Origin of the sequence: Cohnella herbarum (genome assembly GCF_012849095.1) — a bacterium.
Classification (GTDB): Bacteria; Bacillota; Bacilli; order Paenibacillales; family Paenibacillaceae; genus Cohnella; species Cohnella herbarum.
Genome location: NZ_CP051680.1, coordinates 717,085 through 730,917 on the forward strand (window position 1 = coordinate 717,085; position 13,833 = coordinate 730,917).

Consider the following 13,833-nt stretch of genomic DNA (forward strand, 5'->3'; position numbering starts at 1 on the left):
TATAGTTAAGGCATTAAAGATAAGGAGAGATTCAAATGACTCAACAACAGATTGAATTGCAATGCCAAAGCTGCGGGATGCCGCTAGCAAGCTCCGAGATTCGCGGAACGGATTCGAAAGGCGCCGCGGTTCAGGATTATTGCATCTATTGTTATGCGAACGGCGAATTTACCCAACCCGACTTTACCGTGGACGACATGGTCGGCTACTGCGTTCCATTCCTAGTCGAGCAGGGGATGGAGGAACAAACCGCAAGAGGGCTTCTAGCAGGATCCCTACCGGATTTGAAACGCTGGTCAACGCATGAGACCGAAGTAGCTTCCTTTCATCTGGTTGAAGTGGACGAGCTCATTATTGCAGGAATTGCGACGACTACGTCCAACAAACAAGAATGGAGCGCGGAAGCCAAGATCGGCGGCTTATGGGAGCGGTTCTGGAAGGAAGGCGTTCAGCAATCGATTCCGAATGTGGCTGAATCATCGAAGCAATCGGTTTACGGCTGTTACATCGATTACGAGAACGGCTCGGATGGCAACTATAAGTTGTTAATCGGTTGTAAAGTATCAGAGATCGGATCTCTTCCGGACGGTTTGGAGGCGAAGGTGCTTCCGGCGTCGAGGTATGCCGTGTTTACGACGAAGAGAGGTCCAGCAACCCAGGTAGTCGTAGAGGCATGGCAGCAAATCTGGAAATGGGCGGACACTTCGCCATTGCAAAGAACGTTCACGGGCGATTTCGAACTGTACGACGAGCGTAGCGCGGATCCGGATAACGCCCAGATCGATATCTATATCGCGATAAAATAAATCCCTTATTCGGTGTAACCGGGTAGCCTTTGGCTTTCCGGTTTTTTGGCGTTTTGGTCCGAATGAGAATCGAATAAAAAGAAATTCTACTCTTATCGGATATTTTTACATTCCATTTATGCTCGTATCCGATTACGATAGATGTATTTCGATTTCAAGCGGTACGCTTAATAGCGATCTAACGGTAGAGTCCGTAGCCCATTAGGACATCAAGAGGCGGGGATGACATGTACAAGCTGCTTATCGTAGACGATGAAGCATTGGTACGGGAAGCGATTATAGAAAAGATGGATTGGGAACAGCTCGGTTTTGTCTGTATCGGAGATTGCGAAGACGGGCTTGAAGCTCTGAAATTTATCGAGCGCGAAACGCCGGACGTCGTGTTGACCGATATCGGAATGCCGTTCATGAACGGACTGGAACTCACCAGCGAGCTGGCTAAGAGATACCCGGACGTCAAGGTCATTATTCTTACGGGTTACGACGATTTCGATTTCGCCCAGCAAGCGCTTAAGCTGCAAGCCGTGGATTATATTTTGAAACCGATTACAGCCTCTGAACTAGAGGCGATTATAAGGAAACTGGCTCAGGAATTGGATCTCGAGAGACGGCAGGTTCAAGATTACGAGCAGTTGAAACGCCAATTGACGGCGAACCTCCCCTTGCTGAAGGAACGATTCCTGGAACGGCTCGTTACGGCTCGGATGACGGAGAAACAAATCGAGACCAGCTCGGAATATTTTCATATCCAATGGAACGGCTCCTTGTTAACCGAACTCGTCATCGACGTGGATGAATTCGAATGGACGTTGCCTTCGACGTTGTCCGATCAAGAGCTGATCCGTTTCGCCGTATACAATATCGCGCAAGAGATTACGTCGAAATACGAGGGGACGGAAATTTTCCGGGATAGGGAAAATCGCGTGATCGTCCTGGTGTCCGGAAATACCGACGACGAGCTGCAGGAGCTGACAATGCAGGCGGCGGAAGAGATCCATCTCGCGGTTACTTCGTATTTGCCGATCAAGATTTCGATCGGAATCGGCCGCTCCTGTACCGTGAAGGACGATGTGTCGCTCGTCCATCAATCGGCCTTGTCCGCGCTGGATTACCGGTACGTGATCGGGGCGAACGAGATCATCCGAATTACCGATATGGAACAGCGCGAACGTCCGGAATTGTTGTCGGTCGTCGCTTGGGACGGCGAACTGATTACGAAACTCAAAACCGGAACGCCGCAGGAAATGGACGATTGGATCAGGAAGCTGTTCACTACGTTCCGCGAGCATGTTTATCCGATTGATATTTGTTACATTTATCTCCAACGTATTCTGCTGACTATGATGCACACCTTATATGAAGTAAATAGTCAAGCTACGAGCGTATTCGGAGAAGGCGTTAATCCCGTGACCGACATCAACCGAATGACGAATTTGGACGAGATGGAAGTTTGGATGAGGGATCTATGCGGGAACGCGGTGTCGATGATCAGGAGCACTCGCGAAGATCAGAGCGCTAATCAGATAGCTAAAGCGATGGAATACGTAAAAATAAACTATACGGATCCGGAATTATCCTTAAAGTCGGTCGCACAGCACGTAGCGTTAAGCTCAAGCTACTTCAGCAGCATGTTCAAAACTTATAATGGACGATCTTTCGTTGAATTCGTAACGCATATCCGAATGGAGAAAGCGAAGGAACTGTTAAGCTTATCGGCGATGAAGAGCTACGAAATCGCTTATGCCGTCGGGTATAGCGATCCCCATTATTTTAGCGGAACTTTCAAGAAGCATACCGGAGATACGCCGACGGAATATCGCAATAAATTGACGACAGGGAAAGCGTGATGAACGATGGGCATCTTTTCTCGGTTACGCAGCATTCAGACGAATATGGTGCTCGCATTCGTTATTTTGATCTTAATCACCATTTTAATTATGAGCATCACCTCGTACTACTTGACCAAAGAGGCCGTTAAGTCGAAGGCGCAAGCCTATACGACGGAGCTTGTGAAACAAGTGAACAACAACATTAAATCCTACGTGAACGGCATGAAGAGCATGTCGGATCTTGTGGTCGGAAATCACGCGGTGCAACAGTACCTATCGACTACGCATTTTAATAGCCTGCTGGAAGAGAAGAAGGCGAAGGAAGCGGTAGCCGACATGCTGGGGTCCATGCTCGTTTCCCGAACGGATATTTCGTCCGTTAACGTCATCGGTTACGGGGGTCAATTCGTGTCCGGTCGGAAGGACTTGGAGCTGAATCCCTACATCGATCTGACCAGCTTGAATTGGTATAAGCATGCCAAGGAAGCTGGCGGCGATAGCGTAATTTCTCCCTCCCACGTGCAACCCGTATTCAAGGATCGTTATCCTTGGGTCGTGTCGTTAAGCCGGGAATTAATTAGCAGGGACGGGCAGACGAAGCTTGGCGTCTTCTTGGTCGATTTGAATTTCAGCGTCATGAACGACATGGTGAAGGAAATCCGACTCGGTCAAAGAGGTTATCTGTTCATCGTGGATTCGAGCGGGAAAATCGTATATCATCCGCAACAACAGTTAATCTATAGCAACTTAAAGTCGGAGATGATCGACAAGGTACTCGAGATTAAGAACGGGACTTTCACCAGCGATGAAGGCAGCAATAGCCGAATGTATACGGTGAGGGATTCCGACTTCGGTTGGAAAATCGTCGGGGTTTCGTACGTCAACGAACTCGTCGATAACCAGAATGAAGTTCGGTTGTCCTTTATTATCCTCGGACTCATCGTCATCATTCTCGCGTTTATTATTTCGATTTTCTTGTCGCGGCGGGTAAACCGTCCGATTAAACGGCTTCAAGACCATATGAAAGAAGTGGAGAAGGGCAACTTCGACATTCATGTAGAAGTTCCCACCACGATTGAAATCGGCAGGTTAGCCAGAGCGTTTAATATGATGGTCGGAAAAATCAAAGAGCTCATGTCGCAAGTCGTGCAGGATCAGGAACAGAAGCGTAAGAGCGAGATTAACGCGCTTCAAGCCCAGATCAATCCGCATTTTCTCTATAATACTTTGGATTCGATCGTGTGGATGGCCGAGAACGACAAGTCCCGCGAGGTCGTATTAATGACGTCGGCGCTAGCCAAGCTGTTTCGGGCTTCGATTAGCAAGGGAGAAGAACTTGTGTCGATCCGAACGGAAATCGAGCATATTACGAATTACTTGATGATCCAGAAGATGCGCTACAAGAATAAACTGGATTACGAGATCGAAATTCATGATTCGGTGCGAAATTATTTGACCATTAAGGTTATTCTGCAGCCGATCGTCGAGAATGCGATCTATCACGGCATTAAGATGAAGCAGGGGCCCGGGTTGATCACGATATCCGCCGAGGAAACGGATACGGATATTTATTTGATCGTCGAAGATAACGGTAAGGGCATGGATGAAGAGAAGCTAAGAACTCTTCTGCTCCCTTCTCCGGATGCGGAGGAAGGCAGAGGGGTAGGCGTTCGTAACGTTCATGAGAGGCTTCAACTTTATTTCGGCGCGCAATACGGATTGTCCTACAAGAGCGTCCCGGGCGAAGGTACGACCGTTCATATTCGTATGCCTAAAGCCCTTCATTCCCGCACGGAGGAGGAGCAATGATGCCCTGGAAAACCCAGAGATCCATCGGAGCCATCGCGTTTCTTCTTGTCGCGATCGTCGGTTTGGTTTACTGGTTCACCGGACTGTCAGAGAAAAAACCGCTGGACGTTACCGTCATTATTAAGTCGACGGATGCATCGATCGAATTCTGGCAAGTGCTGGTCGATGGGATACACGAAGCGTCCCAAGAGTTCGATACGAACGTCGAGGTATGGGGTTCTAAGGCCGAAACGGACGTGGACGAGCAGATCGCTCTCGTGGAGAAGGCGATCTTGAACCGGCCGGATGCCATCGTGCTGGCGGCGAACGATTACGATAGACTGGTTCCTATCGCCGAAGAAGTAAAGAAAAGCGGAATAAAGCTCATTATCGTCGATTCGGGCATTAATTCCGAAGTCGCCCAAAGCATCGTGGCTACGGATAACGTCAAAGCCGGACAAGAAGCCGGGCAAGCGATGCAGCAGCAGTTGGAGGGGCTCTCCAGAGTCGCGATTATCAGTTACGTTAAGAACGCAGCGTCGCATATCGATCGGGAGAAGGGAATTCGCGAGGTGCTCGCCGGCAATCCGAATATCGAGCTGTTGGACACGTTTTACGTTGAAGGATCGGAGCAGAATGCCTATTTGATGGCCAAACAAATCTTGAGCGACGATTCCGAGAAGCTTGGCATCATCGGCTTGAACGAGCCGACGACCGTAGGAGCCGGCAAAGCGATCCGAGAGCTGGACTTGAAGGACAAGGTGAAGCTGATCGGATTCGATAGCTCCTTCAACGAGATCAAGCTGCTGGATGAAGGGATTATTAAAGCGACGGTCATCCAACGGCCTTTCCAAATGGGATATTTAAGCATTAAAATCGCGGTGGACGCGGTAAGAGGGAACAAAATTCCCGAACGGGTCGATACGGGCTCGTTGCTGATCACCAAACAAAATATGTACGAAGAGGAAAATCAGAAGTTGTTGTTCCCCTTCGTAGGAAACTAAAAGCGGTTTCGAAAGGTCGGTCGATGACTTTTCGAAATCGCTTTTTTTTATTGATTCAGAATTCATAAGTTTCACGATACTCATTTTTGAATCACCTCCGACATAAACGTTCCTCCGCCATCCCTAAGGACGGCGAAAGTCGTTTATGCTTGATCCCCAAAATTATTCGACTTTTGCAGTAAGAAATCACATGTAAGCGTTTCGATGATGCGTGTAAAGTTAAGATCAACAACAAGAACAAGGAGTTGGGGGGGGACGAGGCGATGAGTGAAATTATCGTGAGAATGGAAGGAATCGAGAAACGTTTCGCCGGGGTTCACGCGCTGAAACAAAGCCGATTCGAATTGAAATCGGGCGAGGTTCACGCTCTCATCGGCGAGAACGGAGCCGGCAAATCAACGATGATGAAAATACTGACGGGCGTATATCGCAAGGATGAAGGGCGAATTCACTATCTCGGCAAAGAGGTAGATATCCCCGATACGCGGGCAGCCCAGAATCTAGGAATCAGCATGATTCATCAGGAGCTAAACCTGGCTCACGATCTTACCGTGGCGCAAAACATCTTCATGGGCAAGGAGCCACGCAGAGCGTTTCGTTTGTTCCTGGACGACAAAGAGATGAATCGACAAACATCTGTTTTATTGAAACAGATGAATTTGGACATCGAGCCGACAACGCTTGTATCCGAACTCACGGTAGCCAAACAGCAAATGGTCGAGATTATTAAAGCCATTTCCTACGAGTCCAAGGTCATGATCATGGATGAACCGACCGCGGCGCTAAGCGATGCCGAGATCGAGGAATTGTTCAAGATGATCGAACGGTTGCGGGCCAAAGGGGTCGGAATCGTATATATTTCTCACCGGATGGCGGAAATGAAAAGAATTACCGATCGCATTACCGTAATGCGCGACGGCAGCTATATCGATACGGTTCCGACCGCTGAGGTTAGCATTGACCGGATTATCGCGATGATGGTCGGAAGAGAGATCTATCAGCCGGTCAAGCCGGACCGCCGGAACAATCGCGAGCGCGAGACGGTGTTAGAGGTGCGTAACCTGAATCGCGGAAAGGTGCTCCGCGACGTAAGCTTCTCGCTCCGCAAGGGAGAGATTCTAGGCGTTGCCGGCCTCGTCGGAGCGGGTAGGACGGAAACGGCTCGCGCCATCTTCGGAGCCGACCGGATCGACTCGGGGGAAATTTACATTCGCGGGAATAAAGTTCGGATTACGGGCCCCGATCAAGCCGTTAAACACGGTCTCGGCTACTTGTCCGAAGATCGGAAACACTTCGGTTGTTTGCTCGAAATGGACGTCAAGACGAATGTCGCACTGGCGACGTTAAACAAATTCACGATCGGAATGGGCTGGATGAACGACAATCGAATGAAAGAAGCGGCGAACAGCATCGTCGAGGAATTGAAGGTGAAGACGCCCGGCATCGGTCAAAGTTTGAAAAACTTATCCGGCGGCAACCAGCAGAAAGTCATTATCGGCAAATGGTTGACGCGGGATTGCGATATTCTGATTTTCGACGAGCCGACGCGAGGCATCGATGTCGGAGCCAAGAGCGAAATCTATATGCTGCTCGAAAGCCTGGCGGCATCCGGCAAATCGATCATTATGATCAGCTCTGAACTACCTGAAATCTTAAGGCTTAGCCATCGGATTATCGTAATGTGCGAAGGCAGGATTACCGGGGAGCTCATCAATGACGACCAAGCGACGCAAGAACAGATCATGACCTACGCAACGGACCGGGTAGGCTAAGACCGGCAAAGAAAGAGAGGAATCCTCATGAAAGAAGCACCTGTAGCGATACGGAAGAAACCGATTGCGTTCAATTCGGGATTGCAGCAGTTTCTAGCGTTCGGAAGTTTAATCTTACTCGTTATATTTTTCTCGCTAGCTTCAAGCAACTTTTTCAATTTCTCCAACATCGTCGGAATTCTGCTGTCGACCGCGGTAATCGGAGTGCTTGCCCTCGGCGTTACGTTCGTTATCGTTACCGGAGGCATCGATCTATCGGTCGGCACGGTGATGACGCTAAGCGCGGTTATGACGGGCGTCTTCATCACCTTATGGGGATTGCCGGTGTGGGTCGGGATTATCGGCGGTTTGCTTACGGGGGCGGCTTGCGGTTTAGTGTCGGGTTTCGTCATAGCGAGGCTGGGCATTCCGCCGTTCATCGCTACGCTGGCCATGATGATGATTGCCAAAGGGCTGGCGCTCGTCATATCCGGAACGAAGCCGATCTATTTCACGGACGACGAAGTGTTCATGGAAATTGCGCTCGGCTCCGTACTGGGCGATCTCATACCGGGATTCGATATTCCGAACGCCGTACTCGTCTTCTTCCTAGCAGCGGTTATAGGCAGTCTCTTATTAGCCCGTACCATTGTCGGCCGTTATAATTTCGCGATCGGCAGCAATGAGGAAGCAACGCGACTTTCCGGGGTTAACGTTCAGAAATGGAAAATCATTATCTACGTCATTACCGGTTTGTTTACGGGGCTTGCGGGCGTTCTGATGGCATCGCGCCTGAATTCGGCCCAACCCTCGCTGGGTATGGGGTATGAGTTGGAAGCTATCGCGGCCGTCGTAATCGGCGGGACCTCGCTTAACGGCGGTAAAGGAACGATTATCGGAACGGTCATCGGGGCCTTGATCATGAGCGTGCTCACGAACGGGTTGCGGATAATGTCGGTGCCGCAAGAATGGCAGACGGTCGTTGTCGGTTTCGTTATTCTGCTGGCGGTGTACGCGGACATCATCCGTCGCCGCAAAGCCTAACTCTGGTATGGTCTCCATCGGAGATTATATAAATTATGCATTGATCATTCACTTAAAGGGGACATGAAAATGAAAAAGGTATGGTTATTCGCGGTATTGGCACTCGTTCTAGTTATAAGCGCTTGCGGATCGAACAATAACAACAAAGGCGGTTCGTCGTCGCCTGCTAAGGAATCAGAATCCGCAGCTCCTGCGGAAGGACAGAAAATGTACATCCCGATCATCTCCAAAGGCTTCCAGCATCAATTCTGGCAAGCTGTAAAAATCGGAGCGGAGAAAGCCGCTGCCGAGCTGAACGTGGAAATTACGTTCGAAGGTCCGGAAACGGAATCGCAAGTTGATAAACAGCTCGAAATGTTCCAAGTCGCATTGGACAAAAAACCGAGCGCGATCGGTTTCGCAGCGCTTGATAGCCAAGCATCCATCCCTCTGCTGAAGAAAGCCCAAGATAGCGGCATTCCGATCGTGGCGTTCGACTCGGGCGTTGAAAGCGACATTCCTGTTAGCACGGTAGCCACTAATAACGCAACGGCAGCCGGCATCGCGGCGGAGAAAATGGCTGAATTGATCGGAGGAGAAGGCGAAGTCGCGATCATAGCGCATGACCAAACGAGCCGTACGGGAATCGATCGCCGCGATGGCTTCGTGAATCGTATGAAAGAGAAATATCCGAACATCAAAATCGTCGATATTCAATACGGCGGCGGCGATCACCTGAAATCAACGGATGCCGCTAAAGCGATCATGCAAGCGTATCCGAACCTGAAAGGTATTTTCGGTACTAACGAAGGTTCCGCGATCGGCGTCGTCAACGCGGTGACGGAAACGAAAATGTCCGGTAAAATCGTCGTAATCGGTTATGACTCCGGTAAAGCGCAAATCGATGCGATTAAAAGCGGTCTGATGGCGGGAGCGGTTTCTCAGAATCCGGTCGGCATCGGGTATGAAACGGTAAAAGCGGCCGTAGCCGCGGCTAAAGGCGAGAAAGTAGATCCGTTGATCGATAGCGGCTTCGTATGGTACGACAAATCCAATATCGATAACGAAGACGTGAAAGCCGTACTTTACGAATAAAAAAGACCGTATAACCCCAAACAACCAGCCCGCGACTCCAATGGAGCGCGGGCTGGTTGTTTTTTATCAATATGAGGTAGGTATTTCCAATCGCACGTCGAAATTACTTGTATGAACCGATCCTTGAGGAGGAATGACGATGGAAAACCAACCGATCTATAAGGATAATCACTTTACCATCACCAAGGAGTTGTTCATCAGTGGAAACACGCGATTTGCGATCCAACACCTTTGTTCGATTAAGCTGACCAAAACAAGGAAACAGATCCCATATACGCTGTTAGTCATTGAACTGTTGCTGATCGCAACCGGATTCATTTGGGACTTCCGATTTCACTCCATCGTCACGCTTATCGGCCTGCTAGGACTCATTGCCAACGTGTTGGTGTACATCTTCGTGAAACCGGTTCATAAATTATCCTTGGCGTTCTCCTCGGGAGAACGGGAAATTATCGGCGTGACGGATTATGTTTACCTTGAAGGGCTCGCTTCCGCATTCAGCCGTTCCATTGTGGAAGCCAAGCAGCGGAATTTGATGATTAGCTAGATTTACTTAGATTCGCCATTCAAATAATTGAAGAACGGACCGTCTACCCAGAAATCGTAATTAGTGACTTTGACGGATGGATCCAACTTCTTGAAACCGGCTGTTACGGCCGCGGACTTCTCTTTCAGGGAGAAGGATTGCGCGTAGTAATTGCCGGTTTCTATTTTGTTGTTGGAGATGATCTTATAGTTCTTAAGCTCGGTCAAAGAATAATATAGCGGCTGCCACCAAGATCCGTAGATGAGGCCGGGTTGATTGTCTTCGTTCTTCTTGGCGAACTTAAGCACGATTTGATCGAAACGGGATTTATCGGCGGTCGTCGCGAATTCGAAGGCCAGATCGTATTCCTTCGCGTATTCGATATAGTTGCCGTTCTCGATCTGAACGACTTCGAACAAATCGGAGACGCCGGGTTCGCCCCATTCCTTCAAGTAGATGAAGGCGGAGGTTTTCGGTTCGAACTGGACTTTGGCATTTATGTTCTCGCTGCGAAGTAACCCGATGAGCTGAAGCGCGTGTTTGAAATCGGAGTGTCCGTATACGAGCGAGAGGGAGTTCACGAAGTTGGCGTCGTAACGGCTGTCTTTCAAGTTATAGCCGGTTACGAGGTCTTGCTTAAGCGCTTCGTCGACGATGTTTCGAAGGTCCGGCGCTTTGATGATATCCGAAGTACGGTAAGCATCGTTTAATTTGGCATAGATATCCGAATCCGACGCATAACCGATATAGCGTTTGTATTGCCCCTTAGTTTCCAGCACTTTACCTAGAAGGAAGGTGGCAAGCGATGCGGAAACCGTACCGTTACTTCCGATTTCTCCGTAAAACTCCGATGGAACGAGTCCCGTATCGACGGCTGCGGCTAGCGCTTGGGCTTGTTTGGATGCATAAGCATCGGATTTCCAATTTAATTTCAGTTTGGAGAGCGATTTCTTCGTTTTAGCTGTTGGGTATGTATAAGCGAGTTCTTCAAGATCGGCTGCTTTCAACGCAAGCTGTAAGGCATCCAGCGATTTAAGCCGAGTCGTTGCTTTGCCGGTAGCGGTTACCTCAACCGAGGATGCGGCTAGAATAGTATTCACGGCCGCGGAGTACTGACCGGTCGTGACTTGCTGTCCGAATGCGATGTTATATTTGTCTTTCAGGAAAACGCCGTATTCTTTAACGAGCGCCGACGGCACGTAGATAACGGAAGGCGCCGTGCCCGTTGCTGCCGAAGACCGGGACGGGACGCTTACGGCTGACGCAGAGAACAGAAGGGCTGTTGCGAGTACAAGTTTGGAGCCGATTCTCAAATGGTTTTTCATTATAAAACCTCCTATATTCATAAGAATACTATGTATTAATAGTGACGATAATATCATCCTCTTCTCGGCGTTGTCAATGTAAACAATTTGGGGGAAATAGAGACGAAGAAGGGCGTACCCCGATATGCGAATATCGGATACGCCCTTGGCTATATAGAAGATATGACGGTAATCATCGTTGCTTAGTTAGCGAGAAGCTCCTGTCTCACTTCGGCGATGATCTCGTAAGATCTCAAGCGAGCTTGATGATCGTAGATTTGCGATGCGATAATGAGCTCGTCGGCGCCCGTTTGTTCAATGACCGCTTGAAGTCTGTCGCGGACTTGGGTCTTATCTCCGACGACGGCATAGCCGAATTGCCTGCGCAGTGCGGCCTCTTCGTGAGGAGACCAGAGGCCGTCCATGCTGTCGACAGGAGGAGGCAATTGTCCGAAACGTCCGCGGATCATATTAAGGAAAGCTTGCTGCTGCGAGGTGGCAAGCCATTTCGCGACAGGCTCGGTATCCGCCGCAGTGATGCCGATTCCGACCATAACGTGCGGTTTATCCAGCGCGGCGGACGGACGGAAGTTGCTGCGGTACAGTTCCAGCGCGGGCATCAAATAATCCGGAGCGAAGTGGCTGGCGAAAGCGAACGGAAGCCCGAGCTGCGCGGCCAGTTGAGCGCTGAATCCGCTAGAGCCGAGCAACCAGATTGGAACGTTCAGACCTTCGCCAGGGATGGCGCGTACGATGTTGTTCGAAGTTCCAGCTTCTGGATTAAAGTAGGAACGAAGCTCGCTTAAGAGCTCGGGGAAATCTTCCCCGCCTGCTGCCAAGCCCCGACGTAGCACGCGGGAAGCCGCTTGATCGGAGCCCGGAGCTCTGCCGAGGCCAAGATCGATTCGGCCCGGGAACAACGATTCGAGCGTGCCGAATTGCTCGGCAATGACTAGCGGGGCGTGATTGAGCAACATGATGCCGCCTGAACCGACCCGAATCGTCGACGTGCCGGCAGCAACGTGGCCGATGACGACCGACGTGGCCGAGCTTGCGATTCCCGGCATGTTATGATGTTCCGCGAGCCAGAAGCGGTGATATCCCCATTTCTCGGCATGCTGGGCCAGATCAAGAGTATTGCGAAGAGAAACGGCCGGGGTGCTGCCTTCGACGATCGAAGCCAGATCCAATACCGAGAAAGTGACGGATGAAGATTTCGTAGACATTGCTTATTTCCTCCTCATGGGCAGGAGTTATCGTCGTCCATATTCTCGATTAATTTAAGCAGACAACCGTTAAAGGAATTAAGCTCTTCCAACCGGAGGCAATTCAAGGATTCTTGGTTGCTTTGATACCCCATGCCATCCAATTGCGCAAGAGCTTGCTTGCCTTTCTCGGTTAATCGCACGAGAGTGATCCGCCGGTCTTCCTGCGCTTCGTATGTCGTTACGTATTCGTTGTGCTTCAGACGCTCGATCATGCCGGTCATATTCTGTTTCGTCACATGCGTATTTTTCCCTAATTGCTTCAGAGATAAGTCCTCCGCGGACAGCGCGGCAAGAATAAACCACTGATGTACGCTCGTGAGTCCGACCTTGGCTACGAGTTTGCGTCCGACGCGTTCGAGCAAATTGGAGCATCGGAAAATATTCATAACCACGCGGCCGTGCAAATGTTCTTCTTTGTCCACAATGGCTGCTCCTCAGTTAGTCAACATCTTGACTATATGCTAACCAATCGCTCTTGCGATGTCAAATCGCCCGAACGATTGCCCCTTTCTAACGACCATGAGATCTCTTGAATTGCTCGGGACTCATGCCTTCCACCTTCTTAAAAACATAGCTAAAATAACTAGCGGTTTCGAAGCCGACGAGCGGGGCGATTTCTTGCATTTTCATGCCCGGTTCGCGAAACATCCATTCTTTGCTTTTATTGATCCGCTCCCGATTCACGTACTCCATCGGCCGCATTTTCAAAGTGATCTTGAACAAGTGGCAGAGATGCTGAGAGCTTATCCCGATGCATTGGGCCATCTCGTCTATCGTAATCGTCCGATCATAATGGGCCTCGATATATTGCGTGACGGGATGAAGCTTCATGTAGTTATCGGCGGCGGAAGGGGAACTGGTCCAGACGTTCCTCATCAGATCGAGGAGAAAAGCGTACAGCAATTTGGAGCATTCCATACCCATGAAAGGATGGCCGGTCAGAGACATCGCGTAAATGGATTTCATGTGCGTAATAAGACTATCCGGGGCGGTCGTCGTGAATACTCCGGAGCGTTCGATGCCGGCTTGCTTCAGAAGGGAAGGCATAAGGTTTCCGTTAAAAGAAATCCAGTGGACGTCCCAAGGTTCCAGAAGGGCGCGATAGGCATGAGCTTCGTTCGGAAATAGGAAAAAACCTTGGCCCGGTTTAACGACATAACGTTGATCTCCAACCGTTAGTTCGCCTGTTCCCGATAACGCCTGCAGCCATTGAAAATCGGGAAAACCGACGGGTCTTTTCGTTCGTTCCTGGGCTTCCCAATGTCCGATGCTGGTGAGATAGAGCGGCAATTGGGCGTCCGTCTCCGTCACGATTGGAAAAGAAGGAATGGTCATTTCGATTGTCTCCTTCATATTTTGATACTTATACGAAAATCTTTAAATATAAATGGGATGAAAATGATTTTATAATACGAATATAGTTACATTATGATAGGGAG

12 protein-coding genes are annotated in these 13,833 nt (G+C 49.8%); 8 read left to right on the plus strand and 4 right to left on the minus strand.

Annotated elements, in window-relative coordinates; genetic code table 11:
• The first annotated feature begins 35 nt into the window (after nucleotides 1–35).
• The 8 genes from HH215_RS02850 to HH215_RS02885 all read left to right on the plus strand — a co-directional run bounded on the left by HH215_RS02850 (nucleotide 36) and on the right by HH215_RS02885 (nucleotide 9,843).
• Nucleotides 36–806, plus strand: coding sequence for an effector binding domain-containing protein (locus HH215_RS02850; RefSeq protein ID WP_169278523.1), 771 nt, complete (start codon nucleotides 36–38; stop codon nucleotides 804–806).
• A gap of 227 nt (nucleotides 807–1,033) precedes the next feature.
• Complete coding sequence (locus HH215_RS02855) at nucleotides 1,034–2,653, plus strand: response regulator (protein WP_169278524.1); 1,620 nt, start codon at nucleotides 1,034–1,036, stop codon at nucleotides 2,651–2,653.
• 6 nt (nucleotides 2,654–2,659) lie between these two features.
• Nucleotides 2,660–4,444: a cache domain-containing sensor histidine kinase gene (locus HH215_RS02860; protein ID WP_169278525.1), complete on the plus strand. Its 1,785-nt coding sequence runs from the start codon at nucleotides 2,660–2,662 to the stop codon at nucleotides 4,442–4,444.
• The gene (locus HH215_RS02865) at nucleotides 4,441–5,427 is read left to right on the plus strand and encodes a substrate-binding domain-containing protein (RefSeq protein ID WP_169278526.1); all 987 of its coding nucleotides are present in this window, start codon (nucleotides 4,441–4,443) and stop codon (nucleotides 5,425–5,427) included. The genes HH215_RS02860 and HH215_RS02865 overlap by 4 nt, the downstream gene beginning before the upstream one ends.
• A 263-nt stretch (nucleotides 5,428–5,690) precedes the next feature.
• On the plus strand, nucleotides 5,691–7,199 hold the full coding sequence (locus HH215_RS02870; protein ID WP_169278527.1) for a sugar ABC transporter ATP-binding protein: 1,509 nt from the start codon (nucleotides 5,691–5,693) through the stop codon (nucleotides 7,197–7,199).
• A gap of 27 nt (nucleotides 7,200–7,226) precedes the next feature.
• Nucleotides 7,227–8,222, plus strand: a complete 996-nt coding sequence (locus tag HH215_RS02875) for an ABC transporter permease (RefSeq protein ID WP_169278528.1) — start codon at nucleotides 7,227–7,229, stop codon at nucleotides 8,220–8,222.
• 63 nt (nucleotides 8,223–8,285) lie between these two features.
• A complete protein-coding gene (locus HH215_RS02880; protein ID WP_169278529.1) occupies nucleotides 8,286–9,296 on the plus strand; it encodes an ABC transporter substrate-binding protein in 1,011 nt (336 codons plus the stop codon).
• A 139-nt stretch (nucleotides 9,297–9,435) separates the two neighbouring features.
• Nucleotides 9,436–9,843 (plus strand): DUF6232 family protein, encoded by a 408-nt coding sequence (locus HH215_RS02885; protein ID WP_169278530.1) that lies wholly within the window; start codon nucleotides 9,436–9,438, stop codon nucleotides 9,841–9,843.
• A 2-nt stretch (nucleotides 9,844–9,845) separates the two neighbouring features.
• Here the strand turns inward: HH215_RS02885 and HH215_RS02890 are convergent, their stop codons facing one another.
• The 4 genes from HH215_RS02890 to HH215_RS02905 all read right to left on the minus strand — a co-directional run bounded on the left by HH215_RS02890 (nucleotide 9,846) and on the right by HH215_RS02905 (nucleotide 13,729).
• Nucleotides 9,846–11,147, minus strand: a complete 1,302-nt coding sequence (locus tag HH215_RS02890) for a hypothetical protein (protein WP_169278531.1) — start codon at nucleotides 11,145–11,147, stop codon at nucleotides 9,846–9,848.
• Nucleotides 11,148–11,329: 182 nt separating this feature from the next.
• Nucleotides 11,330–12,352, minus strand: coding sequence for an LLM class flavin-dependent oxidoreductase (locus HH215_RS02895; protein ID WP_169278532.1), 1,023 nt, complete (start codon nucleotides 12,350–12,352; stop codon nucleotides 11,330–11,332).
• Between the two features lie 14 nt (nucleotides 12,353–12,366).
• On the minus strand, nucleotides 12,367–12,816 hold the full coding sequence (locus tag HH215_RS02900; protein ID WP_169278533.1) for a MarR family winged helix-turn-helix transcriptional regulator: 450 nt from the start codon (nucleotides 12,814–12,816) through the stop codon (nucleotides 12,367–12,369).
• 88 nt (nucleotides 12,817–12,904) lie between these two features.
• Entirely contained in the window at nucleotides 12,905–13,729 is an 825-nt protein-coding gene (locus HH215_RS02905; protein ID WP_169278534.1) for an AraC family transcriptional regulator, read from the minus strand.
• Between the last annotated feature and the right edge of the window lie 104 nt (nucleotides 13,730–13,833).